At 67.3% G+C, this 24,771-nt stretch carries 24 protein-coding genes; 17 read left to right on the forward strand and 7 right to left on the reverse strand.

Annotation, left to right across the window (positions count from 1 at the left end; all coding sequences use genetic code 11):
- The first annotated feature begins 34 nt into the window (after positions 1–34).
- The 3 genes from CAL26_RS08360 (at position 35) to CAL26_RS08370 (ending at position 3,595) form a co-directional block, all read left to right on the forward strand.
- A complete protein-coding gene (locus CAL26_RS08360) occupies positions 35–862 on the forward strand; it encodes an enoyl-CoA hydratase/isomerase family protein (protein ID WP_094846441.1) in 828 nt (275 codons plus the stop codon).
- A gap of 5 nt (positions 863–867) precedes the next feature.
- A complete protein-coding gene (locus CAL26_RS08365) occupies positions 868–2,409 on the forward strand; it encodes a malonate--CoA ligase (protein ID WP_094846442.1) in 1,542 nt (513 codons plus the stop codon).
- A gap of 211 nt (positions 2,410–2,620) precedes the next feature.
- Positions 2,621–3,595: a Bug family tripartite tricarboxylate transporter substrate binding protein gene (locus CAL26_RS08370; RefSeq protein ID WP_094846443.1), complete on the forward strand. Its 975-nt coding sequence runs from the start codon at positions 2,621–2,623 to the stop codon at positions 3,593–3,595.
- 26 nt (positions 3,596–3,621) lie between these two features.
- On the opposite strand, the gene CAL26_RS08375 is transcribed toward CAL26_RS08370, so the two are convergent.
- Positions 3,622–4,578, reverse strand: a complete 957-nt coding sequence (locus tag CAL26_RS08375) for an aldo/keto reductase (protein ID WP_094846444.1) — start codon at positions 4,576–4,578, stop codon at positions 3,622–3,624.
- A 269-nt stretch (positions 4,579–4,847) separates the two neighbouring features.
- Here CAL26_RS08375 and CAL26_RS08380 point away from each other — a divergent pair, with 269 nt between their 5' ends.
- The 12 genes from CAL26_RS08380 to CAL26_RS08435 all read left to right on the forward strand — a co-directional run bounded on the left by CAL26_RS08380 (position 4,848) and on the right by CAL26_RS08435 (position 16,950).
- Positions 4,848–5,837, forward strand: a complete 990-nt coding sequence (locus tag CAL26_RS08380) for an ABC transporter substrate-binding protein (protein WP_094846445.1) — start codon at positions 4,848–4,850, stop codon at positions 5,835–5,837.
- Between the two features lie 15 nt (positions 5,838–5,852).
- Complete coding sequence (locus tag CAL26_RS08385; protein ID WP_094846446.1) at positions 5,853–6,743, forward strand: ABC transporter permease; 891 nt, start codon at positions 5,853–5,855, stop codon at positions 6,741–6,743.
- A gap of 1 nt (position 6,744) precedes the next feature.
- Entirely contained in the window at positions 6,745–7,539 is a 795-nt protein-coding gene (locus CAL26_RS08390) for an ABC transporter ATP-binding protein (RefSeq protein WP_094846447.1), read from the forward strand.
- A 4-nt stretch (positions 7,540–7,543) separates the two neighbouring features.
- Positions 7,544–8,659 (forward strand): patatin-like phospholipase family protein, encoded by a 1,116-nt coding sequence (locus tag CAL26_RS08395; protein WP_094846448.1) that lies wholly within the window; start codon positions 7,544–7,546, stop codon positions 8,657–8,659.
- 111 nt (positions 8,660–8,770) lie between these two features.
- Positions 8,771–9,724: a response regulator transcription factor gene (locus CAL26_RS28850; RefSeq protein ID WP_373454461.1), complete on the forward strand. Its 954-nt coding sequence runs from the start codon at positions 8,771–8,773 to the stop codon at positions 9,722–9,724.
- 150 nt (positions 9,725–9,874) lie between these two features.
- The gene (locus CAL26_RS08405; RefSeq protein ID WP_094846449.1) at positions 9,875–10,612 is read left to right on the forward strand and encodes a pyridoxine 5'-phosphate synthase; all 738 of its coding nucleotides are present in this window, start codon (positions 9,875–9,877) and stop codon (positions 10,610–10,612) included.
- Entirely contained in the window at positions 10,612–11,055 is a 444-nt protein-coding gene (gene acpS / locus CAL26_RS08410) for a holo-ACP synthase (RefSeq protein ID WP_094846450.1), read from the forward strand. Before CAL26_RS08405 ends, acpS begins: the two co-directional genes overlap by 1 nt.
- Before the next feature lie 157 nt (positions 11,056–11,212).
- Positions 11,213–12,280 carry a beta-N-acetylhexosaminidase gene (gene nagZ / locus CAL26_RS08415; protein ID WP_094846451.1) on the forward strand — a complete coding sequence of 356 codons (1,068 nt, stop codon included), beginning with the start codon at positions 11,213–11,215 and terminating at the stop codon, positions 12,278–12,280.
- Entirely contained in the window at positions 12,243–14,066 is a 1,824-nt protein-coding gene (gene uvrC / locus CAL26_RS08420) for an excinuclease ABC subunit UvrC (protein WP_094846452.1), read from the forward strand. The genes nagZ and uvrC overlap by 38 nt, the downstream gene beginning before the upstream one ends.
- A gap of 113 nt (positions 14,067–14,179) precedes the next feature.
- Positions 14,180–14,752, forward strand: a complete 573-nt coding sequence (gene pgsA, locus CAL26_RS08425) for a CDP-diacylglycerol--glycerol-3-phosphate 3-phosphatidyltransferase (RefSeq protein ID WP_086064157.1) — start codon at positions 14,180–14,182, stop codon at positions 14,750–14,752.
- Positions 14,749–15,852, forward strand: a complete 1,104-nt coding sequence (locus CAL26_RS08430; protein WP_094846453.1) for a mandelate racemase/muconate lactonizing enzyme family protein — start codon at positions 14,749–14,751, stop codon at positions 15,850–15,852. The genes pgsA and CAL26_RS08430 overlap by 4 nt, the downstream gene beginning before the upstream one ends.
- Positions 15,853–15,969: 117 nt before the next feature.
- Complete coding sequence (locus tag CAL26_RS08435; protein WP_094846454.1) at positions 15,970–16,950, forward strand: Bug family tripartite tricarboxylate transporter substrate binding protein; 981 nt, start codon at positions 15,970–15,972, stop codon at positions 16,948–16,950.
- 16 nt (positions 16,951–16,966) lie between these two features.
- Here the strand turns inward: CAL26_RS08435 and queF are convergent, their stop codons facing one another.
- Positions 16,967–17,794: an NADPH-dependent 7-cyano-7-deazaguanine reductase QueF gene (queF, locus tag CAL26_RS08440; protein WP_094846455.1), complete on the reverse strand. Its 828-nt coding sequence runs from the start codon at positions 17,792–17,794 to the stop codon at positions 16,967–16,969.
- 196 nt (positions 17,795–17,990) lie between these two features.
- On the opposite strand from queF, the gene CAL26_RS08445 reads away from it, so the two are divergent.
- Positions 17,991–18,917, forward strand: a complete 927-nt coding sequence (locus CAL26_RS08445; RefSeq protein WP_094846456.1) for an ABC transporter ATP-binding protein — start codon at positions 17,991–17,993, stop codon at positions 18,915–18,917.
- A gap of 16 nt (positions 18,918–18,933) precedes the next feature.
- The gene (locus tag CAL26_RS08450; RefSeq protein ID WP_094846457.1) at positions 18,934–19,695 is read left to right on the forward strand and encodes an ABC transporter permease; all 762 of its coding nucleotides are present in this window, start codon (positions 18,934–18,936) and stop codon (positions 19,693–19,695) included.
- An 84-nt stretch (positions 19,696–19,779) separates the two neighbouring features.
- Here the strand turns inward: CAL26_RS08450 and lon are convergent, their stop codons facing one another.
- From lon to CAL26_RS28575, 5 genes are all read right to left on the reverse strand, one after another.
- Complete coding sequence (lon, locus tag CAL26_RS08455; protein WP_256988328.1) at positions 19,780–22,074, reverse strand: endopeptidase La; 2,295 nt, start codon at positions 22,072–22,074, stop codon at positions 19,780–19,782.
- A 116-nt stretch (positions 22,075–22,190) separates the two neighbouring features.
- Entirely contained in the window at positions 22,191–22,598 is a 408-nt protein-coding gene (locus tag CAL26_RS08460; protein ID WP_094846459.1) for an Hsp20/alpha crystallin family protein, read from the reverse strand.
- A 252-nt stretch (positions 22,599–22,850) separates the two neighbouring features.
- Positions 22,851–23,045, reverse strand: coding sequence for a hypothetical protein (locus CAL26_RS08465; protein WP_094846460.1), 195 nt, complete (start codon positions 23,043–23,045; stop codon positions 22,851–22,853).
- A gap of 185 nt (positions 23,046–23,230) precedes the next feature.
- The gene (locus tag CAL26_RS08470; RefSeq protein ID WP_094846461.1) at positions 23,231–24,034 is read right to left on the reverse strand and encodes a hypothetical protein; all 804 of its coding nucleotides are present in this window, start codon (positions 24,032–24,034) and stop codon (positions 23,231–23,233) included.
- Between the two features lie 16 nt (positions 24,035–24,050).
- Positions 24,051–24,737 carry a M23 family metallopeptidase gene (locus CAL26_RS28575; RefSeq protein WP_256988329.1) on the reverse strand — a complete coding sequence of 229 codons (687 nt, stop codon included), beginning with the start codon at positions 24,735–24,737 and terminating at the stop codon, positions 24,051–24,053.
- Positions 24,738–24,771 lie beyond the last annotated feature (34 nt).

Raw genomic sequence — 24,771 nt, forward strand, 5'->3', positions numbered from 1 at the left:
CATAAACGGCCCGGGGGACAGGGGGCAAGGGGACATGGCGATCGTCGAACCGCCGCTCGAATCATCATCCGCCGCGCGACCGGCCGCGGGGAGGGTGTTGTGCCGCCGCGAAGGCGCGGTGGCCCGCGTCTGCCTGTCCCATCCCGGGCGCATGAACGCCATTACCGTCGCGATGTGGGCCGAGCTGGCGCGCCTGTTCGGCGAGCTTTCCGCCGATCCCACGCTGCGCTGCGTCGTCGTGCAAGGCGATGGCGGGCATTTCGCCGCGGGCGCGGATATCCGCGAATTCCCACGCGAGCGCGGCGACCAGGCCGCCGTGATGCGCTATCACCGCGACATACTCGCCCCCGCGCTGGCGGCGATCGCCGCCTGCCCCCATCCCGTCGTCGCCCGCATCGATGGCGTCTGCGTGGGCGGGGGGCTGGAAATCGCCTGCCTGTGCGATCTGCGCATCGGCGCGCGCACCGCGCGCCTGGGCGCCCCCATCAATCGCCTGGGGTTTCCGATGGCGCCGGACGAGATGCGCGGATTGCTGCAACTCGCGGGACGCGCCGTCACGATGGAATTGCTGCTGGAAGGGCGCATCCTGGACGCGCCGGAAGCCTGCGCCAAGGGCCTGCTGACCCGCGTCGTCGCCGATGCCGATCTGGACGGCGAGGTGCGGCGTTGCGTGGACCGCATCCAGGCGGGCGCGCCGCTGGCGGCCCGCCTGAACAAAGGCATGGCGACGCGCCTGGCGCGCGACGACGCGCTCAGCGACGAAGAATACGAACGATTTTTTTCCTACGCCGAAAGCCGCGACCACCGGGAGGGCGTGCGCGCCTTCCTGGCCGGCGAAGCACCGATATTCACTGGAGACTGAAAAGAGTGAGCAACGCCAATCTGTACGCGGTACTCGAAACGGGTTTTCCGCAGGATCGCAGCAAGGTCGCGATCGAGACGCCGAGCCTGCGCTACACCTGGGACGACATCGACAGGGCCAGCGCCTGCCTGGCCAACCTGTTGAAGTCCTTGCACCTGCCCAAGGACGCCAGGGTGGCGGTACAGGTCGAGAAGTCGCCGGAAGCGCTGCTGCTTTACCTGGCCACCCTGCGCGCCGGCCTGGTCTATCTGCCCTTGAACACCGCGTACCGCGAATCCGAGATCGATTACTTTCTCGGCAATGCCGAGCCGTCCGTCGTGGTCTGCGCCTCGGCCAACCTGCCCTGGATACAGCGGCTGGCGGACAAGTGCGGCGTCGCGCACGTGTACACGCTGGACGACGATCGCACCGGCACGCTGCTGGACGCGGCCGGCAAGCTGCCCCAGACCTTCAAGACCGTGACGCGGCAGGCGGATGACCTGGCCGCCATTCTGTACACGTCGGGCACCACGGGCCGCAGCAAGGGCGCCATGCTGTCGCATGGCAACCTGGCCTCCAATGCACGGACCTTGAACAGCTATTGGGGCTGGCGCGCCGACGATGTGCTGCTGCACATGCTGCCCATCTTCCACGTGCATGGCCTGTTCGTGGCATCGCACGGCGCGCTGCTGGCGGGTGCCCGCATGATCTGGCTGCCCAAGCTGGACCTGGACCAGGCGCTGCGCTATCTGCCCGAAAGCACCGTCATGATGGGCGTGCCCACGTATTACGTGCGGCTGCTGGCGGATCCGCGCTTCGACCGCGCGGTGTGCGCGCGCATGCGCCTGTTCATCTCCGGTTCGGCGCCGCTGCTGACGGAGACCTTCGGCGCCTTCCAGGAACGCACCGGCCATACCATCCTGGAACGCTATGGCATGAGCGAAACCGTCATGCTGACATCCAACCCCTACGACGCGGTGGAAGGCGCGCGCATTGGCGGCACGGTCGGCAAGGCGCTGCCCGGCGTGGAGGTCCGTGTGGTGGACGACAACGGCAGGAAACTGCCCCCCGGCGAGATCGGCAATGTGCAGGTGCGCGGCCCGAACGTGTTTTCCGGCTATTGGCGCATGCCGGAAAAAACCCGCGAGGAGTTCGCCGAGGAAGGCTGGTTCAAGACCGGCGACGTCGGCCGCTGGGGTGGCGAGGCGAACGGCCATCCCATCCCCGTCGACTATCTGAGCATCGTCGGCCGCAGCAAGGACCTGATCATTTCGGGCGGCTATAACGTCTATCCCAAGGAAATCGAGTCGGTCATCGACGACATGCCCGGGGTGGAGGAATCGGCCGTCATCGGCGTGCCGCATCCCGATTTCGGGGAAGCCGTGGTCGCCATCGTCGTGCCGCGCGCCGGCGCGGCGCTGGACCCCGCGGCGATCCAGAACGAGCTCAAAGGACGTATCGCCAACTTCAAGGTGCCCAAGCGCGTGCACGTGACGGAACAGCTGCCGCGCAACACCATGGGGAAGGTGCAGAAGAACGTCCTGCGCGATACGTTCGGCCAGTTGTAATCCGCGCAAATCACGTAAGCCGCGTAATCACGTAAGCCACGCAAGCCGCGGCCCGATCATCGACAGACCAGCCTGGAGGACACACCCCTACCCCACCACGACACCCGTAGCGACGCGCGTAAGGATTCATAAACATCGGCGCACCACATGGCGCGCCGCATCGATCGATGGGCGCTAACCCATCCTACGCAGCACCCCGGAGGAGAACAACATGGCTTACCGTACCAGGTTCGCGGCGCTGGGCGCCGCTTTGCTCGCGCTCACCCTGGCAAACCCGGCATCGGCCGATTGGCCCGAACGTCCCGTCACCATCATCGTCCCGTTTCCCGCGGGCGGCGGCACCGATACTTTCGCCCGTCCCCTGGCCGAACAGCTGCGCGCGCAGCTGGGCCAGACGGTCGTCATCGACAACAAGGGCGGCGCGGGCGGCACCGTGGGCGCCGCCGTCGCGGCCAAGGCGCGTCCCGACGGCTATACCTTCTTCATGGGCGGGGCGCACCACGCGGTGGCGCCGGCGCTGTACAAGCAGTTGAGCTACGACATCCAGAAGGACTTCATTCCCGTGGCCCTGCTGGCGCAGCCGCCCCAGGTGGTCGTGATCAATGCGTCCAAGCTGCCCGTCAAGACCCTGCAGGCGTTCATCGCCTACGCCAAGGAGCGGCCGGGCCAGATCAACTACGGCACCGCCGGCAAGGGCAGTACCCACCACCTGGCGGGCGAGCTGTTCGCGATGCAGACCGGCATCAAGCTGGTCGACGTGCCTTACCAGGGCGCCGGGCCGATGCTGTCGGCGCTGATCGGGGGGCAAGTGGAAATGGCCTTCGACGGACTGGGATCGTCGTCGGGGCACATCCGCGCGGGCAGCATCAAGCCGCTGGCGGTGGCGGCGGCGCAGCGTTCGCCGTTCTTTCCCGATATTCCCACCGCGGCCGAGTCCGGCGTCATGAATTACGAGGTGTCCACCTGGTACGCGCTATGGGCGCCGGCGGGTACGCCCCGTCCGGCCGTCGACCGCATGATCCGCGAGGTCACCATCGCCCTGAATACGCCCAAGCTGAAGGAGCAGTGGGCATCCAACGGATCGGCGACACCGGACCTGACGGGGCCGGCCTTCGGCAAATTCGTCGATGCCGAAGTGGCGCGCTGGGGCAAGGTGGTGAAGGACTCCGGCGTCACGCTGGAGTAGATCGCGCCGATCAGCCCTTCAGCCCTTCAACGCCACGCGCTGGCCTCGTCCAGGCTGCGCAGGATCTCCGGCGGCAGCGTCAGGTAGGCGGCCTTGACCAGGTCGTCCAGCTGCGCCAGCGACGTCGCGCTGGCGATCGGCGCTGCGATGCCGGGCTGCGCGATGGTCCAGGCCAGCGCCACCTGCGCAGGCGTGGCGCCGGTCGCCTCCGCCGCCTTGTCCAGCGCGTCCAGGATGCGGATGCCGCGATCGTTCAGATACGTCTCGACGATCTTCTTGCCGCGCACGCTCTTGCCGGCATCGGCCGCCGTGCGGTACTTGCCGGACAGGAAACCGCTGGCCAGCGCGTAGTAGTTGATCGTGCCCAGCCCCTGCGCCGTCACCACCGCCTGCAGCGCGCTTTCATAGGGCTCGCGCGAGTACAGGTTGTATTCGGGCTGGATGGACTCATAGCGCGGCAGGCCGTTGCGTTCGCTGAACAACAGGGCTTCCGACAGCCGCACCGCGGTGTAGTTGGAAGCGCCGATGGCGCGTATCTTGCCCTGGTCGCGCAGCTTGCCGTAGGCCGCCAGGGTGTCCGTCAGCGGCGTATCGGGATCGTCGCGATGCGATTGGTAGAGATCGATATAGTCCGTCTGCAGCCGCGCCAGCGAGTCTTCCACGGCGCGCGCGATATACGCCGGCGACAGGCCCTTCGCCTTGGGGCCCATTTCCATGCCCACCTTGGTGGCGATGATCACTTTGTCCCGCTTGCCCGACTTGGCCAGCCACTTGCCGATGATGACCTCGGATTCCCCGCCCCGGTTGCCGGGTGCCCAGCGGGAATAGACGTCGGCGGTGTCGATGAAATTCAAGCCGGCGTCGACCATGGCGTCCAGCAGGGAAAAGGCCTCCGCTTCGCCGACGGTCCAGCCGAAGACATTGCCGCCGAACGCCAGCGGCGGGACGGTCAGGCCGGAACGGCCAAGTTGACGTTGTTGCATGGTCAGGTCGCTCTCTCGAAGGTTGTATTACTTGCCAGACAAATGCCGGGCAAGGCGTCAGAATTTTCTTGTTGTCGATATGATTCTTTCAGCCAAGTATATCGGCCGAATGGCGGCGCGACGTACTTACCGAAAAGTTCAGGGATTTCCCCCGCGTGGCGGTCCACTACGCCAAGTTAGACTATGCACTTTCAGGGGACGGGCGCCACTCGGAGCCCGCCACGGGCGGCCCGTCCCCGGCGCATTCCAAGGTCGAGGAGCCTGCTTATATGTCCAAGAAAAAATCCGCCGTATTCGCGATTGCCGGCGCCTTGGGGCTGGCTGCCGCGCTGCACTCGGGCGGAGCCGCGCTATCCGCGCCTGCCGGGCAGAAGTCGGTGGCCGTGATGGCCATCGTCGAGCATCCCGCGCTGGATGCCGTGCGCGACGGCGTCAAGGACGCGCTCAAGGCGAAAGGCTACGACGCGAGCAAGAACCTGAAATGGCAATACCAGAGCGCGCAGGGCAACACCGGCACCGCCGCGCAGATCGCCCGCAAGTTCGTCGGCGACCGTCCCGATGCCATCGTCGCCATCGCCACGCCGGCGGCGCAGGCCGTGGTGGCCGCCACCAAGGATATCCCGGTCGTCTATGCCGCCGTCACCGATCCCGTGGCGGCGCAGCTGGTGCCGTCGATGGGGCCGTCCGGCACCAACGTCACCGGCGTTTCCGACGCGCTGGAACTGGACCGGCAGATCGACCTGATCCGCAAGATCGTGCCCAACGCCAAGCGCGTGGGCATCGTCTACAACCCCGGCGAGGCCAATTCCGTGGTCGTCGTCAAGCAGTTGCAGGAACTCCTGCCCAAGGCCGGCATGAGCCTGGTGGAAGCCGCCGCCCCGCGCACCGTGGACGTCGCCGCCGCCGCGCGCAGCCTGATCGGCAAGGTGGACGTCATCTACACCAGCACGGACAACAACGTCGTGTCCGCCTACGAGTCGCTGGTCAAGGTGGGCGCCGACGCCAAGATCCCACTGATCGCGGCGGACAACGACAGCGTCAAGCGCGGCGCGATCGCCGCGCAAGGGGTGGATTACTACCAGCTGGGCCAGCAGGTCGGCGACATCGTGGTGCGCATCCTGAAGGGTGAAAAACCGGGCGCGATTCCGTCGGCCACGGTCAACAAGGTGCAGCTCACCCTGAACCCCGCCGCCGCCCAGGCCCAGGGCGTCGCCTTGCCGGAAGCCCTGATCAAGTCGGCCGCGACGGTCATCAAGTAAACCACGGCCGCCAAGATGTCTTTTTTCTCTTTGCTGGGCGCGCTGGAGATCGGCCTGGTCTTCAGCCTGGTGGCCCTGGGCGTCCTGATTTCCTTTCGCTTGCTGCGCTTCCCCGACCTGACGGTCGATGGCAGTTTCCCGTTGGGCGCCGCCGTGGCGGCCACCATGATCTCGGCGGGTTTCAATCCCTTCGCCGCGACCGGTTGCGCCATCCTGGCGGGCGCCCTGGCGGGCTGGGTGACGGGCTGGCTGAACATCAAGCTGCGCATCATGGACCTGCTCGCCAGCATCCTGGTCATGATCGCCTTGTATTCGATCAACCTGCGCGTGATGGGCCGCCCGAACGTGCCGCTGATCACCGAACCCACCGTCTACACCATGCTGCAGCCCAAGTGGCTCAGCGACTACATGGCGCGTCCCCTGATCCTGCTGGTGGTGGTGATCGCCTGCAAGCTGCTGCTGGACTGGTTTCTTTCCACCGAGCTGGGGCTGGCGCTGCGGGCGACCGGCGCCAATCCGCGCATGGCGCGCGCGCAGGGCGTCAACACCGGACGGCTCGTCCTGGGCGGCATGGCGTTGTCCAACGCCCTGGTGGCGCTGGCCGGCGCCCTGTTCGCGCAGGCGCAGGGCGGAGCGGACATATCCATGGGCCTGGGCACCATCGTCATCGGCCTGGCCGCGGTCATCGTCGGCGAAAGCCTGCTGCCGGCGCGCCGCATCGCGCTGGCCACGCTGGCGGTCATCCTGGGCGCCATCGTCTACCGCTTTTTCGTCACGCTGGCGCTGAACATCGATTTCATCGGCCTGCAGGCCCAGGACCTGAACCTGGTGACCGCGGTGCTGGTGACGATCGCGCTGGTGATCCCGCGCCTGCGGCGGCGCCGGCGTTCGGGACAAGGGGCCTGACATGCTGACCGCCCACGACCTGCACATTACCTTCAATCCCGGCACGCCCATCGAAACCCGCGCCCTGCGCGGCTTGTCCCTGCACATCCCGACCGGCCAGTTCGTCACCGTCATCGGCTCCAACGGCGCCGGCAAGTCGACGTTCCTGAATGCGGTGTCGGGCGACCAGGCGGTGGATAGCGGCCGCATCGAAATCGACGGCAGGGACATGACCCGCCAGCCGTCCTGGAGCCGCGCCGATTACGTCGCCCGCGTGTTCCAGGATCCCATGGCCGGCACCTGCGAGGACCTGACCATCGAGGAAAACATGGCGCTGGCGCAGGCTCGCGGCGCCCGCCGCGGCCTGCGGCACGCCGTCAAGGCCGCCATGCGCGGCGGGTTCCGCGAACGCCTGGCCACCCTGGGGCTGGGCTTGGAAAACCGCCTGGGCGACCGCATCGGACTGCTGTCGGGCGGCCAGCGCCAGGCCGTCAGCCTGCTGATGGCGGCCCTGCGGCCTTCGCGTCTGCTGCTGCTGGACGAACACACGGCGGCGCTCGATCCGCGCACCGCCGACTTCGTGCTCGGCCTGACCGCGCGCATCGTCGCCGAAAACCGTCTGACCACGCTGATGGTGACGCACAGCATGCGCCAGGCCCTGGAAGTCGGCGATCGCACCGTCATGCTGCATCAGGGCCAGGTGGTGCTGGACGTCTCCGGCGAAGCGCGCCAGGGGCTGACCGTGCCCGACCTGCTCGCCATGTTCGAGCGGGTTCGGGGCGAAAAGCTGGCCGACGACGCCTTGCTGCTGGACTGACCCGATGGCCCGATCCAGGCGCGAGAAGTGTGCATACGGCACGGTGGCGTTGGTCCTGCAGGGCGGCGGGGCGCTCGGTTCCTACCAGGCCGGCGTGTACGAAGGCCTGCACGACGATGGCCTGCGGCCCGATTGGGTGGCGGGGATTTCCATCGGCGCCATCAATGCCGCCATCATCGCCGGTTCGCCGGCGGACGAACGTGTGGAGCGCCTGCGCGGCTTCTGGGAAACCATCTGCCGGTCCTACGGATACGAAAGCCTGCCGTGGGGCGCATGGATGAACGGGCGGCTGGCGGCGGCCTCGGCGCTGTTCCATGGGCAGCCCGGGTTCTTCAAGCCGCGCGTGCCGCCGCCGTTCTTCCAGCAGGGCATCGCCGCCACCAGCTATTACGACACGTCGCCGCTGCTGGAGACGCTGCGCACCTATGTCGATTTCGGCCTGCTGAACAATGGGTCCGTGCGCGCCAGCTTCGGCGCGGTGAACGTGCGTACCGGCAATTTTTCCTACTTCGACAGCACGCAGTGCGAGCTGACGCCGCATCACGTCATGGCGTCCGGCGCCTTGCCGCCGGGATTTCCGCCCGTCGAAATCGACGGCGAATACTACTGGGACGGCGGCCTGGTATCGAACACGCCGCTCTACTACGTGCTGACGGGCAGCCCCATGCGCGACACCCTGGTGTTCCAGGTCGATCTCTGGCCGGCGCGCGGCCCGCTGCCCGCGAACATGGACGAGGTCGAAGAGCGCCGCAAGGACATCCAGTACTCCAGCCGCACGCGGCTGGTGACCGATACCCTGAAATCCAACATCAAGCTGCGCGAAGACCTGCAGCGCGTGCTGGCCCTGCTGCCGCCCCAGCGGCGCAAGGCGCCCGACCTGGCGGAGATCCGCCGCGACGCGCAGATTCCGGCGGTCAACGTGATCAACCTGATCTACGACACCAAGAACTACGAGCGCCATTCCAAGGATTACGAGTTCGGTATCGAGGCCATGCGCGACCACTGGGCGTCCGGCCTGGCCGATATCCGCTCCACGCTGGGGCTGCCCGGCGTGCTGGACCTGCCGCCGGAAGGCGAGCATTTCGTGACGCACGACATCCATCGTCCGGACAACGTCTGAGCATTCGCGCCCAGGATCCGTCCTAATTGGCATCTCCATCGGAAACGCAAGGAAATCAAGGTGGTAGCTTTCGCTGCACCTCGATCATCCTTCGCAATCTTGTGGAATGTCATGGAATCGTGCACTCAGACTGAAAATACGCCGCTTTCCCTGGCCCTGTGGGAGCCGGACGACGATACCCGCAATCGGACCGTCCATCTGCTCGCCCGGCTGGGCTTTCACGTTCATGGCTGCCGTGACGCGGCCGGCCTTTTCCAGTGGCTGGACCTGCGCGATCCGGACCTGGTGCTGGTCGGGGCGAGCGCGCCGGTCAGCCAGGTGGTGGATGCCGTGCTGCCACGCCTCAGCGCGCAATACGGCGCCGGCATCCTGCTGCAGGCGCCCGACGCCGCCGAGCAGACCCGGCTGAACGCGTTGCAGGCAGGCGCCCACATGTGCCTGGACCGGCGCTACGAGGCGAACGAACTCGCCGCGCTGCTGCGTGCCCAGGCGCGCCGGGCGATGCGCCAGCGCCGGCGATCGGCGGGGGCCGCGGGCGCGGCCATCCCGCCCGTCCATCCCGCGTCGACGCCGGCCGCCAGTCCCGCCGCCCGGGCCGCGCCGACCCCCAACGCCGTGGGATTGGTCGGATCCACCGATATCGCCGGCCTGCTGGGATCGGCGCCAGGCAGCCGCACCGCCGGCTATGCCTTGCGGGGCATGGCCCTGCAGGGCGGCGCGCTCGCGGCCGGCAATGCGTCGGCGGCGGGCGCCGCGCGCGGCTTGCCCGCCCGCGAGCCCTGGCGCGTGCTGTACCAGGGCTGGGTCCTGGTGACGCCCGCCGGCAAGCGCATCCATCTGACGGGCACGGAGCGGGCCTGCTTCATCTGCCTGCTGGACAATCCCAAGCGCGAGCTGTCCCGCTCGGCCATGAGCGCATTCATGACTGCCACCAATCTGCGTTCGGTGAACGTGGCGATCAGCCGCCTGCGCAAAAAGGTGCAGGAAAGCGGCGAAAGGCTGCCCTTGCATACCGTGCACGGCATGGGCTATGTGTTCGTGGGGGAACTGGCCACGCAGGAGTAGCGGGCTTGGATGGCCGTGGGTGGCGCCGGGTGGGATGAGCCGGTGTGGCAAGGCGCGGCCGCTCGCGCGGCGCGATAATATTGTCCTGTTCCGTTCCGGCTGCCCAGTATCGATGGGCGGTGCGCCGGAACCCAGACGACACGCGACGCGATGATAGACCTAGGCGTAAATATCGACCACGTAGCCACGCTGCGCCAGCAACGGCACACCGATTATCCCGACCCTGTCGAAGCGGCCCTGCGCGCCGAAGACGCCGGCGCCGACGTAATTACCCTGCACCTGCGCGAAGACCGGCGCCATATCCAGGACGCCGATGTCCGGCGCCTGCGGCCGCTGCTGCGCACCCGGATGAACCTGGAATGCGCGGTCACCCGCGAAATGCTGGACATCGCCTGCGATGTGCGCCCGCAGGACGTCTGCCTTGTGCCGGAAAAGCGCGCCGAACTGACCACGGAAGGCGGCCTGGATGTCGTGGGCGGCCTGGCCGCCGTCACCGGCGCCGTGTCGCAGCTGCACGATGCCGGCATCCGGGTGTCCCTGTTCATCGATCCCGACGCCGGGCAGATCGCCGCGGCCGCCCGCAGCGGGGCCCGCGTGATCGAGCTGCACACGGGCGCCTATGCCGAAGCCGATGGCGACGCCGCCCAGGCCGAACTGGAGCGCATCCGGCGCGCCGTGGCCGAAGGGCTGCGGCACGGGCTGCAGGTCAATGCCGGGCACGGGCTGCACTACGGCAACGTCCAGCCCATCGCCGCGCTGGACGGCGTCGCGGAACTGAACATCGGGCATGCCATCGTGGCGCGCGCGGTGTTCGACGGCTGGGAAAAAGCCGTGCGGGACATGAAGGCGCTGATGGTGCGGGCACGCGTGGCACCGGATATCCGCTGATGCACCCGGCGCATCCCATTGCCAGCCCGGCGGGCGCCATGCCGGCCATCGCCGGCATCGGCCTGGACCTGATCCGCATCGATCGCATCGAGCGGGCGCTGCGGCGCCACGGCGACCGTTTTGCCGAGAAGGTGCTGGGCGAACAGGAACTGGCCAAGTTCCATGCGCGGCGCGCGCGCGATCCGCGCCGCGGCGTGCGCTTCCTGGCCACCCGGTTCGCGGTCAAGGAAGCTTTTTCCAAGGCGATAGGACTGGGCATGCGCATGCCCATGACATGGCGCCGGGTGCAGACGCTGAACGCGCCCGGCGGGCGTCCCGTTCTGGTACTGTCGCCGGAATTGCTGGCCTGGTACGAGCCCCGCTTCGGCGCCGCGCACGTATCGCTGACCGATGAGACCGACATGGCCGCCGCTTATGTGATCGTCGAACGGCGGACCGCGTGAGCACGCCGCCGTCGGTGCCATCGACGGCGGCGAAGCCGTCAAAGCCGTCGAATGGCGCCACGCAAGCCCATCGAACCCGCGGTCGCGGAAGGACACACAGGGCGGCATTTCGCCCATGAAGCCGGCGCGCCGCGCCGGATCCAGAACAGAGATCCCCATGCCACGTGAAAAGAACAAATCCAGGAAGAAATCGCTGCCGCCCGGCCCCGTCATGGTGGACGTGGCCGGCCCGGTGCTGACCAAGGAAGAAAGAAAGCGCCTGCGCCATCCCCTGGTGGGCGGCGTCATCCTGTTCGCGCGCAACTTCCAGGACCGGCAGACCCTCTGCGAACTGACCGCCCGCATCCGCAAGGTGCGCGACGAACCGCTGCTGATCACCGTGGATCATGAAGGCGGCCGTGTACAGCGTTTCCGTACCGACGGCTTCACGCCCTTGCCGGCAATGCGCGGCCTGGGCCGCGTATGGGATAGCGATCCCTTGCTGGCGATGCGCCTGGCCACGGAAACCGGCTACGTGCTGGCGGCGGAGCTGCGCGCCTGCGGCGTGGACCTCAGCTTCACGCCGGTGCTGGACCTGGACTACGGCGTCAGCAAGGTGATCGGCGATCGTGCCTTCCATCGCGACTCTCGCGTGGTCGCGATGCTGGCGCGCGCGCTCATCCAGGGGCTGGGCCTGGCGGGCATGGCCGCGTGCGGCAAGCATTTCCCGGGACACGGCTTCGTCAGCGCCGATTCGCACCACGAAATTCCCGTCGATCCGCGCAGCCTGGAGCGCGTGCTGCGCGAGGATTCCGCGCCCTATGGCTGGCTGGGCGATCTGGTGCTGCCTTCGGTCATGCCGGCGCATGTGATCTACCCCAAGGTGGACGACAAGCCGGCCGGTTTTTCGCGGCGCTGGATCCAGGATATCCTGCGTACCCGCATGGGCTACGATGGCGTGGTGTTTTCCGATGACTTGACCATGGAAGGGGCGTCGGTGGCGGGAGATATCCTGGCCCGCGCCAACGCCGCCCTGGGGGCGGGTTGCGACATGGTGCTGGTGTGCAACAGGCCAGACCTGGCCGACGAATTGCTGGAGCGCCTGCAACATGAATCCGACCCGCAATCCGTCGAACGCATACGCCGCCTGATGCCGCGCACCCCGTCCGTGGCCTGGGATGATCTCCAGGCCGATCGCCGTTACCAGCATGCCCGAAGCCTTCAATCTCAAATCGTTTCTGGCTGACCTGCCGCATCTGCCGGGCGTGTACCGGCACATCGATGCGAATGGCGAAGTCATGTATGTGGGCAAGGCGCGCGACCTCAAGAAGCGCGTGTCTTCCTATTTCCAGAAGACCCTGACCAGCCCGCGCATCGCGCAGATGGTGGGCAAGGTCGCGCAGGTGGAAGTCACGGTCACGCGATCCGAGGCCGAGGCCTTGATCCTGGAAAACAACCTGATCAAGAGCCTGCGTCCGCGATACAACATCCTGTTCCGCGATGACAAGTCCTATCCCTATCTGCTCATCACCGCGCATGACTGGCCGCGTATCGCGTACTACCGCGGCTCGACCAACAAGCCGGGCCAGTTCTTCGGGCCGTTTCCCAATGCCTGGGCGGTGCGCGAAACCATCCAGATCCTGCAGAAGGTGTTCCGGCTGCGGACCTGCGAGGACACGGTATTCGCCAACCGTTCGCGGCCCTGCCTGCTGCACCAGATCGGCCGCTGTTCGGCGCCTTGCGTGGGCGCGGTGCAGGCCCAGGACTATGCCAACGACGTCGCGCGGGCCGGCCGGTTCCTGAACGGCCAGGCCAAGGAAGTCATGCAGGACATCGAGGCGCGCATGCTGCGCGCGTCCGAAGCCCTGGAATTCGAAACGGCCGCGTCGCTGCGCGACCAGATGGGGTCGCTGGCGCGCGTGCTGCACCAGCAGACCATGGAGGACATGGGCGGCGAGGACTGCGACATCATCGCCGTGGCCGCGGCCGGCGGCCGCGTCTGCGTGAACCTGGCCATGGTGCGTGGCGGCCGCCACCTGGGCGACAAGCCTTTCTTTCCCACGCATGCCGAAGGCGAATCGGCGCCCGACGTGCTGGAAGCCTTCGTCGGCCAGCACTACACGGACAATCCGCTGCCGCCTGTCATGGTGTGTTCGCATCCCTTGCCGGACGACGAGCTGCTCGCGCTACTGGCGGAGCAGGCCGGCACGCGCAGCCGCGTGCTGACGCGGCCGCAGGGCGTGCGCCGCTCCTGGCTGGAGCAGGCCACCCGCAACGCCGAAATGGCCCTGGCGCGGGCCTTGACCGAATCCGGCGCGCGCGCCGCGCGCACGTTGGCGCTGGCCGAAACGCTGGACATGGATACGGACGAGGCCGCGCTGGACGGCCTGCGCATCGAATGCTTCGACATCAGCCACACGGCGGGGGAAGCGACGCAGGCATCCTGCGTGGTGTTCGAACATCACGAGATGCAGCCGTCGCTGTACCGGCGCTACAACATTGCCGGCATCACCCCGGGTGACGACTATGCGGCCATGCGCCAGGTCCTGACGCGCCGCTTCGCCAAGGTCGCGGACGGCGAAGCCCCGCTGCCGGGGCTGGTGCTCATCGACGGCGGCAAGGGCCAGGTGGAAGTCGCCCGCCAGGTGTTCGCCGAGCTGGGCCTGGACGTGCACGTGCTGGTCGGCGTGGCCAAGGGAGAGGGCCGCAAGGTGGGCCTGGAAACCCTGGTCTTCGCCGACGAGCGCGCGCCGGTGGCCCTGGGGCCCGAATCGGCGGCGCTGATGCTGATCGCGCAGATCCGCGACGAAGCCCACCGTTTCGCCATCACCGGCATGCGGGCACGGCGGGCCAAGGCCCGCAACGTATCCCGGCTGGAGGAAATCGAGGGCGTCGGCGCGCGGCGGCGCCAGCGCCTGCTGGCGCGCTTTGGCGGGTTTTCCGGGGTATCGCGGGCCAGCATCGAGGACCTGGCGTCGGTGGACGGCATTTCCCAGGAGCTGGCCGAGCGTATCTACGACGCGCTGCATTAGCGATGGACCCGGCCGGCCGCACCTGGCCGGCCGCGCCTGGCCACGGCGTCCGGCCCGCTCGTCCGGAAGATGACAGCCGGGTGGTCCGGGGCTGTTGTAGCATACGGCTCATCATGCCTATTAACGTTCCCATAATCCTGACGTGGCTGCGGATCGCCATGATCCCGCTGGTCGTTGGGCTGTTCTATCTGCCTTCCAGTTGGCTGGCCGAATCCCATCGGGACACGTTCGCGGCCGCGGCGTTCATCATCGCCGCGTTGACCGATTGGTTCGACGGCTGGCTGGCCCGCAAATGGAACCAGACGTCAGCCTTCGGCGCCTTCCTGGATCCCGTGGCCGACAAGCTGATGGTCAGCGCCGCCCTGATCGTGCTGCTGTACCTGGGCCGGGTGGACGCCTATATCTCGCTGATCATCATCGGCCGGGAAATCACCATTTCCGCGCTGCGGGAATGGATGGCGAAAATCGGCGCCAGCGCCAGCGTGGCCGTCCACCGCCTGGGCAAGTTCAAGACGGCGGCGCAGATGGTGGCGATCCCCTGCCTGCTGTATTACCAGCCCATACATGGCATCAGCACCCGCGTGCTGGGCAATATCCTGATCTTCATCGCCGCCATCCTGACGGTCTGGTCGATGCTGTATTACCTGCAGCGCGCCTGGCCGGCCATCCGCGAAAAAGGCCTATGACCATCCGCTCCGTTTCCGCGATTCCCTTGTCCATGCCGTTCGAGATCGGCGGACCCAAGCCGATGCTGGCGGGAAAGCCGCGCGAAATGGAGATGCTGCTTATCCGCGTCGAAACCGACCAGGGCCTGGTGGGCTGGGGCGAGGCCTTCGGCTTCGCCGTGTGGCCGGCCACCAAGGCCGCCATCGAGGCGCTGGTGGCGCCCCTGGCCGTGGGCCGCGACGAGGCCGACATCGCCGGCCTGATGAACGACCTGACCCGCAAGTTCCACCTGCTCGGCCGCTCCGGCCCGGTCATGTATGCCTTGTCCGGCCTGGACATCGCGCTGTGGGACCTGGCGGGCAAGGCGGCCGGCAAGCCGGTCGCCGACTTGCTGGCTCCCGGGCGTGCGGGACGGCGGCGCGACAGCGTGCCGGCCTATGCCAGCCTGATGCGCTACACCGATCCCGACGTGGTGGCGCGCAATTCCGCCCGCGCGGTGGCCGAAGGCTATACCACCATCAAGCTGCATGAAATCGGCGTCGAACAGGTCCGCCGCGCGCGCGAGGCGATCGGCCCCGGCATCAAGCTGACGGTGGACACCAACTGCCCCTGGACCGCCGACGAGGCGATCGCCATGGCGCGCCAGATGAAGGACCTGGACCTGCACTGGCTGGAAGAACCCGTCTTCCCGCCGGAAGACCATGCCAGCCTGGCGCGCGTGCGGCGCGTGGCCCCCGTGCCGACGGCCGCCGGCGAAAACGCCGCCGGCTACCTGGAATTCAAGGCCATGTTCGACGCCGGCGCGGTGGACTACGCGCAGCCCAGCGCCACCAAGGTGGGCGGGATCTCCGAGCTGATGCGCATTGCCGCCCTGGCGCGCGAATACGGCGTCAAGCTGGCGCCGCATTCGCCCTACGTGGGGCCGGGCCTGCTGGCGACCGTGCACGTGCTGGCGGCCCTGGAAGAAGACATCGAGCTGGAATACTGCTACTGCACCATAGACGTGAACCCGCTGGGCGACGCGGTGCGGGCATCCGGCGCCCGCGTGGCCGTGCCCACGGGGCCCGGTCTGGGACGCGATCCGGACATGGCGCTGGTGGAGAAGTGCGCCGTCCGGTGACTCGGGCCCGCAGGCACTGTCCGCCTGCTGGACAGTGCGTCGCAAGCATCTTGCGCGGACCGCCATAAGCGCCAACACTCGGCGGACAAGAATTCCAACAAGCGATCAGGAGACATCATGGCATTCACCAACTGGGCCAGGCGTTGCGCGCCGGCCGTCCTGTCCACCCTGGCATTGATTGCCGCGCCCGCCGGTACCGCGCTGGCGCAGGGCAGTTACGTGCGGCTGGTCGTGGCCTTTCCGGCCGGCGGCCCATCGGACCTGATGGCGCGCGTGATCAGCGAGCAGCTCGGCAAGGAGCTCAAGCAGAACGTGGTGGTGGAAAACCGGCCCGGCGGCAACGGCGCGGTGGCCGCGCAGTATGTGCTGCATGAACCGGCGGATGGCAAGACGCTGTGGATCACCACGGCGGGCGCGATCACCATCAACCCGTCGCTGTATCCCAAGCTGGCCTACAGCGTGAAGGATTTCGCGCCGGTATCGCTGGTGGTGAACACGCCGGAAATGCTGGTGGTCAATCCCAAGAACCCGGCCAGGAACGCCAAGGAATTCGTCGCCAACGCCGGCAAGGGCGGGCAGGTCAACTTCGCCTCGTCCGGCATCGGCAGCATGCCCCATATGGCGATCGCGCTGCTTAGCGAAAAGACCAAGGTGCAGTTCCTGCACGTGCCGGAGAAAGGCGCGGCGCCGGCGATCTCCGACCTGATGGGCGGGCACGTGGATGCCTTCGTGGGCGACGTGCCGGGTATCCAGGCCCTGGTGAAGTCGGGCGGACTGAAGGGACTGGCGATCGCCTCGCCCAAGCGCAGCCAGCTGTTCCCGGATATTCCCACCTTCGCGGAAGAGGGCATTCCGGGCATGGAGCTGCTGAACAACTGGAGCGGCATCTATGTGTCGGCGAAAACCCCCGCCGCCACCATCGACCAGCTGAACCAGGCCATCCGGCGTACGGTTGCCGATCCCACGGTGGCCGCCAAGCTGCGCGAACTGGGCGTGGAGCCGCAGGCGACCAGCCCGGCGGAACTCGCCGCATTGGCCGAGCGCGACAGCGCGCAGTGGTCGCGCATCATCAAGACCAACAATATCCAGCCCGAGTAGCGCCAGCCCGGCCGCGCTATTGTCTGGCGCTGCGGCCTTCCGCCGCGGGGCCGGGCCAGCCCGGGGTCGCCCGCCATGGATTGATGTCCAGGCCGCCCCGCCGCGTGTAGCGTGCATACACCGATAGCCGCGACGGCCGGCAGGCCGCCATCAGGTCGGTGAAGATGCGCTCCACGCAGTGTTCATGGAATTCCGTGTGCTGGCGGAAAGAGACGATATAGGCGAGCAGGGCGGCCCGGTCCAGTTTCGGGCCGCGATAGCGGATCTGCACGCTGCCCCAGTCGGGCTGGCTGGTCACGGGGCAGTTCGATTTCAGCAGGTCCGACGTCAAGGTTTCCTCGACTTCTCCCGCGCCGGGTACGCAGCGCAGGAGCGCCGGCGCCGGCGTATAGGCCTCGATGTCGACCTCCAGGTCATCCAGCGTTTCGCCGGGAAGCTCGACGATGCCTTCGTCCCGGAATCCACGGGGCGCGACCAGCGTCAGCCGCACCGGACCGCAGGCCGCGGCGCTGACGTCCCGCTGTACGCGTTCCATGTAGGCCTCCGCGTCCGGCAAGCGGGTCTGGCTCAGCGAATTCAGGTAAAGCTTGAACGACTTCGACTCGATGATGCACGGCGTATCGGCGGGCACCGTGAAGCGCCCGATGGCGACGCGGGGCTTGCCGCGCGGATCCAGCCAGGAAAGCTCATAGGCGTTCCAGATGTCGGCGCCGTGGAAAGGCAGGGGCGTGCCGACGCCTATCCCCGCGCGGTTGGCGGCGCGCTCGATGGGGTACAGGAGGCCTGGATCGTATTCCGCGGGGTAGGCGACATCGTGTCCCAGCGGCGCTTGGTCGAGATTCATGGATGGGCAATGCAAGTCATGCGTACGGCGCTATTTTAGGCGGTCGGCCGCGGCGCCGCGATATGCGGTCCGGCGCATTGTTTGCGCTGCCCGGACTGTCATGTCGGCCGGCACGGCGCTCCGGCGCGCGATATCGCCGGATTCCGCAATCTCCGGCGGGTAGAATCCCTGCAATCGATTTAGGCAAGGGAACGGCGTGGATCCGATCATTTCCGTCAGGGGCCTGTCCAAGACATACAAGTCTGGCCTGCAGGCATTGAAGAACGTCGACCTCGACATCCGTCGCGGCGAAATTTTCGCTTTGCTGGGGCCCAACGGCGCCGGCAAGACGACGCTGATCAGCATCATCTGCGGCATCGTCAACCCCAGCCAGGGCACGGTGCTGGCCGATGGCCACGACATCATCCGCGATTACCGAGCCGCCCGCGCGAGCATCGGGCTGGTGCCGCAGGAACTGAATACCGACGCCTTCGAAAGTGTCTGGAGCACGGTCACGTTCAGCCGGGGCCTGTTCGGCAAGCCGGCGGACCCGGCCCATATCGAACGCGTGTTGCGCGACCTGTCGCTGTGGGACAAGAAGGACGCCCGCATCATGGCCTTGTCCGGCGGCATGAAGCGGCGCGTCATGATCGCCAAGGCGCTGTCGCATGAACCGCGCATCCTGTTCCTGGACGAGCCGACGGCCGGCGTCGACGTCGAGTTGCGCCGAGGCATGTGGGAAATGGTGCGGCGCCTGCGCGAGCAGGGCGTCACCATCATCCTGACCACGCACTACATCGAGGAAGCGCAGGAAATGGCCGATCGGGTGGGTGTGATCCGCGGCGGCGAGATCATCCTGGTCGAGGACAAGCAGGCCCTGATGAAAAAGCTGGGCAAGCGGCAATTGACCTTGACCTTGAAGACGCCGCTGCCGGCGCTGCCCGCCGCATTGCAGGGCGACCAGCTGGAGCTTGCCGGCGACGGCCACGAGCTCGTCTACACCTACGACAACCAGGCAGGCGGGGGCGATATCGGGAACCTGCTGCGCAAGCTCGAAGAAGCCGGCATCGAGTTCGCCGACCTGCGCTCGTCCGAGAGTTCGCTGGAAGAGATCTTCGTCAGCCTGGTCCATGCACGTTCCTGAACAACAAGCGCCGACCATGAATATCTACGCCATACGCGCCATCTACCTGTTCGAAATGCACCGCATGTGGCGCACGCTGATGCAAAGCGTCGCGTCGCCGGTGATTTCCACTTCGCTGTACTTCGTGGTGTTCGGATCCGCCATCGGTTCGCACATGGTGAACATCGACGGGGTCAGCTACGGCGCCTTCATCGTGCCCGGCATGATCATGCTGGCCCTGCTGACCCAGAGCATATCCAACGCCTCGTTCGGCATCTATATGCCCCGCTTTACCGGGACGATCTATGAGATCCACTCGGCGCCGATCTCCTACGTCGAGATCGTGATCGGCTATGTGGGCGCGGCGGCTTCCAAGTCCATCATCCTGGGCGTCATCATGCTGGTGACGGCGCGTATCTTCGTGCCGTTCCATATCGCGCACCCGCTCTGGATGATCGGCTTCCTGGTGCTGACGTCGGTGACCTTCAGCCTGTTCGGCTTCATCATCGGCATCTGGGCCGACGGCTTCGAAAAGCTGCAGGTGATACCGCTGATGGTGGTGACGCCGTTGACCTTCCTGGGCGGCAGCTTCTACTCGATCAACATGCTGCCTGACTTCTGGCGCGCCGTGACCCTGTTCAACCCGGTGGTCTATCTGGTCAGCGGTTTCCGCTGGAGCTTCTTCAACGTGGCCGACGTGCACGTCGGCGTCAGCCTGGGCATGACGCTGGTGTTCCTGGTGGTCTGTATGGCCGCCGTGCGCTGGATCTTCAAGACGGGCTACCGCCTGAAGACCTGAACGCGGCGCGCCGCGACCGCGCAAGGCAAAGGCCCCGGATCGCTCCGGGGCCTTTGCTTTTTGCCATGCCAGGCCGTCAGCGGATCAGGCGGCCGGCACGGCTTCCTTCTCCAGCGCCACGTCCAGCGCGTCCTCGACACGATCGAGCAGCACGAACTTCAGCTTGTCGCGGGCTTCCTTGGGAACGTCGTCCAGGTCCTTCTCGTTGCGACGGGGCAGCATCACCGTGGTGATGCCGGCGCGCAGCGCGGCCAGGGTCTTTTCCTTGACCCCGCCGATCGGCAGCACCAGGCCACGCAGGCTGACTTCGCCGGTCATGGCCACGTCCGAGCGCACCGGCGTGCCCTTGAGCAGGGACGCCAGCGCCACGAACATGGCCACGCCCGCGCTGGGGCCGTCCTTGGGCGTGGCGCCCGCCGGCACGTGGACGTGGATGTCCACCTTGTCCAGCGCATCGCCGCTCCAGGTCTTGGCCAGCGTCAGGGCCGCCTGCGCGGATTCCTTCATCACGTCGCCCAGCTGGCCGGTCAGGATCAGCCTGCCGCCGCCCGGCACCTTGCTGGCCTCGATGAACAGGATGTCGCCACCCACCGGCGTCCATGCCAGGCCGGTCGCCACGCCGGGAACGCTGGTGCGCAGGGCCACTTCGTTTTCGAAGCGGCGCGGTCCCAGCGGCTCGCTCAGGTCGCCGGTGTCGACGCGCAGGTTTTCCTGGCGCCCCTCGGCGATCTGCATGGCGGCATGACGCAAGACAGCGCCCAGCTCGCGTTCCAGGTTGCGCACGCCGGCTTCACGGGTGTAGTCCTCGACGATCGTCCGCAGCGCGGCATCGGTGATTTCCACCTGTTCCGGCTTCAGTCCATTCGCCTCGAGCTGGCGACGCACCAGGTAGCGGCGCGCGATCTGGATCTTTTCTTCTTCCGTATAGCCGGGGAGCTGGATGATCTCCATCCGGTCGCGCAGCGGTCCGGGAATGGTGTCCAGGACGTTGGCGGTGCAGATGAACATCACGCGCGACAGGTCGAAGTCCACGCCCAGGTAGTTATCGCGGAACTTGTGGTTCTGCTCGGGATCCAGGACCTCCAGCAAGGCGCTGCCGGGATCGCCATGGAAGCCGCCGGCGCCCAGTTTGTCGATTTCGTCCAGCATCAGCACGACGTTGTTCGTGCCGGCGCGGCGCATCGCCTGGATGATGTTGCCCGGCAGCGCGCCCAGGTAGGTGCGCCGATGCCCGCGGATTTCCGCTTCGTCGTGCACGCCGCCCAGCGCCACGCGCTGGAAGGCCCGGCCGGTGGCGCGCGCGATGGATTGTCCCAGCGACGTCTTGCCCACGCCCGGAGGGCCGGAGAAGCACAGCACCGGGCTCTTGCCTTGCGGATTCAGCTTGCGCACGGCCAGGTATTCCAGGATCCGCCGCTTGATCTTTTCCAGGCCGAAATGGTCTTCGTCCAGGACGCGCCGGGCTTCGGCGATATCGATGGGCGGCTGCGGTTCCTGCTTCCACGGCAGTTCGGTGAGCCATTCCAGATAGGTGCGCAGCATGGCGTATTCGCCGCCGCCTTCGCTCATGCGCTGCAGGCGCTTGAGCTCCTTGCGCGCATGCGACAGGACGTCTTCCGGCATGCCGGCGTTGTCGATGGCGTTCTTGAGCTCTTCGACCTCGGCGGCGGTGTCGTCGCCTTCGCCCAGCTCCTTCTGGATCTGGCGCAGCTGTTCGCGCAGAACGTGTTCGCGCTGCCGCTCGTCGAATTGGGCGCGGGTCTTTTCGCCGATTTCGCGGCTGAGCTTCAGGACGTTGACGCGCGCCGACAGCAGCTCGATCACCTTGTCGAGCCGACGGCCCAGGTCGAAGGTTTCCAGGATGTCCTGCTTTTCCTCGACTTTCACATCGATCAGATTGGCCACCATGTCGGCCAGGACGCCGGGCGAGGTCACGCCCTGGACCACGCCGGCCAGTTCGTCAGGCACGTGCGGCAGCAGGCCGATCGCGGTCACCGCCTGTTCCTTGAGCTGCAGGAAGCGGGCTTCGATCTGCGGATCGGTGGTTTCGGCGGGTTCGATCATGGCGACGCGCGCCACCATGAAAGGCCAGCCTTCCAGGAATTCCAGGACGCGGAAGCGCGACTGCCCCTGCACGACGATGTGGTGGCTGTCGTCCTGGCCGGTGATGTAGCGCACGATCGGCCCTTGTGTGCCGACCCAGTACAGGTCGGTGGGCCCGACGTCGGTTTTGCTGGCGTCGCGTTGCAGCAGGAAGCCGACCGGCGTTTCGTTCTTGACGGCTTCCTGCGCGGCGGCCACGGAGCCGGCGCGCCGCACCGTGACCGGCGACAGCACGCCGGGGAACAGCACGGCGTCGCGCAGCGGGATCAGGATCATCGCGTCCTGCGGCAGGGGCTTGATCGTGCGTTGCTCCTGGACGCCGGCGGGCGCGCTGGAGCCGCCCGCGCTGACGCGGTCGTCGTCGGTGCGCACTTGCATGGTGGGCCAAAGCTTCATGGCGTTTCCTTTATTTTCCTGAACGTCAATACAAGGCAACCATCCGACATCTGGGGCGCATCGGGTTCGAGCGCGGCGAGCGGCAAGGCGATCCGGCGTTCGAATCGCCCATAGGGGATTTCGACCCGGTGGATGTGCGCGGCCTGCGACGCCGGGAGGCGGCGCATGCCCGACACCGTGACGCCATCGGATTGATAGCGCACGGTGATCGCGGACGACGGCACGCCGGGCAGCGCGATGTGCACGATAACGGCCTCGGCCGTCTCGATGACATCGATGGGAGGCTCCCAGACATGCGGATCCGCCGTGCAGGCACGAAAGAATTGCCGTTGCAGGCGTTCGGCCTGTTCCAGCATGGAGAGGGCGTCGCCCCACATCCAGGACGTCAAATCGCGTGATCTCATGGTTTTTGCCTACGAGGTATGCCGAGTAAATGGCGACGCCCTTCAACGTTTCAAGGGCGGCCACGCGGACGGGATAGGCGGCGCAGCATGTAGCGTTCCGCGCGGCAGGGCGGGCCGGGGACGGCCGGCCAGGCGCGGCCGGCCAGGCGCGGCCGGCGGGAGCAGGCCGGCGGCAGGAGGCCGGCGGCAGGAGGCGGCCCGATGCGCTCGGCCAGGCGCGCCGGGCGCGAGGGGACCTGGCGCGCAGGGCGCCTAGGCGGCGCGGCCGGCGCGGGGCCAGCGCAGGATGTAGAAAAGGATCACGCCGACCGGCGCGGCCAGCGCCGCCCAGGACGCCCAATGCCACAGATCCGAGCCCAGCAGGGCGGCCAGCAGGCCGAACACGGTCAGCAGCAACAGGATCAGCGGCGCGCGCCATACGAACCAGAATTTGTGCGAACCGGGCATGGCTGGAATGTCCCCCTGATCTACGGCAGTATGGAAAAAGGGGAATTCTATAATAAGAATCGTTCGTGTTAATCGATCCCGGGCATTCAGCTCGTACCCGCTCGCAGTCCCCCGCTGCTGGATCCGCAGCGCCCCGCCGCTGGACCCGCGGCCCTCGATCCGGCGAGGCGTCGGCGCGGCCTCCGCTACTCCTCCGGCTTGCCCCGCCACAGGAACCACACCAGCGCCAGGATGGCCCCCGCACCCAGCAGTACGGCAGCCGCCAGGTAGACCGGCCGGGCGCGCGGCGCCATGTCCTGGTACAACCGGGTGGCGGCCGCCGTCGCGTCGGGCGGCAGCGACAGCGGGTACACGCCGTAGGCGAAAGCCAGCACCGCGCTGCCCAGCAGGAGCAGGAAGAGGGCGATCCATCCCAGTTGCGGGATGCGCGGCCCGCGTACCCGCGCGGCCGCCTTGGCGCGGGAGGCGGACGCCGCGCGCGTCTTGCGCGCCGGGGCTTCGTCCTGGTTCCGGGCGCCGCGTTCGGCCTTGGCCGCCGCTTTTTCCCTGGCGGCTTTCTCCTTGGCTGCTTTTTCCCGGGCTTTCGCCTTGACCGCGGCCTCCCGCGCGACCTCCTCGGGATCGCGGGGCGTGCGGTTCATCCAGCCCCGCACGCCCGCCAGGCAGCCGAAACCGGCCAGGGCGCCGAAGATGGCCGCGGGCGACAGCGTGTTGCCGCCGGCCAGCCAGTGCGACGTGCCGCCCACCAGCGCCGACGCGCCCAGCACGTCGTACAGGCGATGGCCCAGCCAGGCGATCGCGGCCAGCGCGCCGACCACGGTGGCGGCGACGCAGGCCGCGCCGGCGATATTGCCCTTGTTTTCCTCTTCGAAGGCGACGACGGCGATGCCGACCAGGCGTATGCACAGCAGCGTCGCGGCGATGAGCACCGCCGCGACGATCCAGGACAGCGAAAAACCGTAGATGAAGCGAGCCAGAACCAGGGCCATGGAAAACAGGAAGTGGTTAGCGTGCCGGCAGCGCGCGGGCCGGGTCGACCGGCTTGCCGCTTTGCCGCAGTTCGAAATACAGCTCTACCTGCTTGCTGTCGGTATTGCCCATCTCGGCGATTTTCTGGCCCTGCGTGACCTGCTGGCCCTGCTTGACGAGCAGTTTGCGGTTGTGCGCGTAGATGGTCAGGTATCCGGACGTGTGACGCAGGATGACGAGGTTGCCGTAGCCGCGCAATCCGTTGCTGGCATAGGCCACCGTGCCCGCGGCGGCGGCGACCACCGGGGTGCCCGCCGTATTGGCGATGCGCAGGCCTTGCGACGAAGAGCCGTTGAATCGTTGGGCCACCGTACCCGGCGCCGGCCACACCAGCGTGATGCCGCGCAGCGGCGTGGTGTCGGCGGGCTTGGCCGGCTCGGCCTTGGCCGCGCCTGATGATCTGGCGCTACCGGAAGCGCCCGCGCTGCCTTTGGATGCCGACGCCGCACTCCCCGCCGGCGGTGCCACGCGGAGTACCTGGCCGACCTCGAGGCGATTCGCGCTTTCCAGTTTGTTCCAGCGCATCAGGTCGCCGATGCTCTGGCTGTTTTCGCGCGCGATCTGCGTCAGCGTGTCGCCTGACTTGACCCGGTAGTAGCCGGGGCCCACTGGCGTGGAGGCGCAGGCCGCCAACAACAGCGCCAGGACCGCGGCGCAAGCCAGACGCCATGCTCGCCCGGCGTAAGCGTTTCCGGCA

This window comes from Bordetella genomosp. 9, from assembly GCF_002261425.1.
Taxonomy (GTDB): domain Bacteria; phylum Pseudomonadota; class Gammaproteobacteria; order Burkholderiales; family Burkholderiaceae_B; genus Bordetella_C.

Bases quoted from the DNA above. Each gene is read 5' to 3' on its own strand.
- pgsA (WP_086064157.1), top strand. From the start codon at position 14,180: ATGCCTATTAACGTTCCCATAATCCTGACGTGGCTGCGGATCGCCATG.
- CAL26_RS08360 (WP_094846441.1), top strand. From the start codon at position 35: ATGGCGATCGTCGAACCGCCGCTCGAATCATCATCCGCCGCGCGACCG.
- CAL26_RS08450 (WP_094846457.1), top strand. From the start codon at position 18,934: ATGAATATCTACGCCATACGCGCCATCTACCTGTTCGAAATGCACCGC.
- CAL26_RS08375 (WP_094846444.1), bottom strand. From the start codon at position 4,578: ATGCAACAACGTCAACTTGGCCGTTCCGGCCTGACCGTCCCGCCGCTG.
- lon (WP_256988328.1), bottom strand. From the start codon at position 22,074: ATGATCCTGATCCCGCTGCGCGACGCCGTGCTGTTCCCCGGCGTGCTG.
- nagZ (WP_094846451.1), top strand. From the start codon at position 11,213: ATGCCACGTGAAAAGAACAAATCCAGGAAGAAATCGCTGCCGCCCGGC.
- CAL26_RS08380 (WP_094846445.1), top strand. From the start codon at position 4,848: ATGTCCAAGAAAAAATCCGCCGTATTCGCGATTGCCGGCGCCTTGGGG.
- uvrC (WP_094846452.1), top strand. From the start codon at position 12,243: ATGCCCGAAGCCTTCAATCTCAAATCGTTTCTGGCTGACCTGCCGCAT.
- CAL26_RS08395 (WP_094846448.1), top strand. From the start codon at position 7,544: ATGGCCCGATCCAGGCGCGAGAAGTGTGCATACGGCACGGTGGCGTTG.
- CAL26_RS08390 (WP_094846447.1), top strand. From the start codon at position 6,745: ATGCTGACCGCCCACGACCTGCACATTACCTTCAATCCCGGCACGCCC.
- CAL26_RS08385 (WP_094846446.1), top strand. From the start codon at position 5,853: ATGTCTTTTTTCTCTTTGCTGGGCGCGCTGGAGATCGGCCTGGTCTTC.
- CAL26_RS08370 (WP_094846443.1), top strand. From the start codon at position 2,621: ATGGCTTACCGTACCAGGTTCGCGGCGCTGGGCGCCGCTTTGCTCGCG.
- queF (WP_094846455.1), bottom strand. From the start codon at position 17,794: ATGAATCTCGACCAAGCGCCGCTGGGACACGATGTCGCCTACCCCGCG.
- acpS (WP_094846450.1), top strand. From the start codon at position 10,612: ATGCACCCGGCGCATCCCATTGCCAGCCCGGCGGGCGCCATGCCGGCC.
- CAL26_RS08460 (WP_094846459.1), bottom strand. From the start codon at position 22,598: ATGAGATCACGCGATTTGACGTCCTGGATGTGGGGCGACGCCCTCTCC.
- CAL26_RS08430 (WP_094846453.1), top strand. From the start codon at position 14,749: ATGACCATCCGCTCCGTTTCCGCGATTCCCTTGTCCATGCCGTTCGAG.
- CAL26_RS08465 (WP_094846460.1), bottom strand. From the start codon at position 23,045: ATGCCCGGTTCGCACAAATTCTGGTTCGTATGGCGCGCGCCGCTGATC.
- CAL26_RS08405 (WP_094846449.1), top strand. From the start codon at position 9,875: ATGATAGACCTAGGCGTAAATATCGACCACGTAGCCACGCTGCGCCAG.
- CAL26_RS28850 (WP_373454461.1), top strand. From the start codon at position 8,771: ATGGAATCGTGCACTCAGACTGAAAATACGCCGCTTTCCCTGGCCCTG.
- CAL26_RS08435 (WP_094846454.1), top strand. From the start codon at position 15,970: ATGGCATTCACCAACTGGGCCAGGCGTTGCGCGCCGGCCGTCCTGTCC.
- CAL26_RS08470 (WP_094846461.1), bottom strand. From the start codon at position 24,034: ATGGCCCTGGTTCTGGCTCGCTTCATCTACGGTTTTTCGCTGTCCTGG.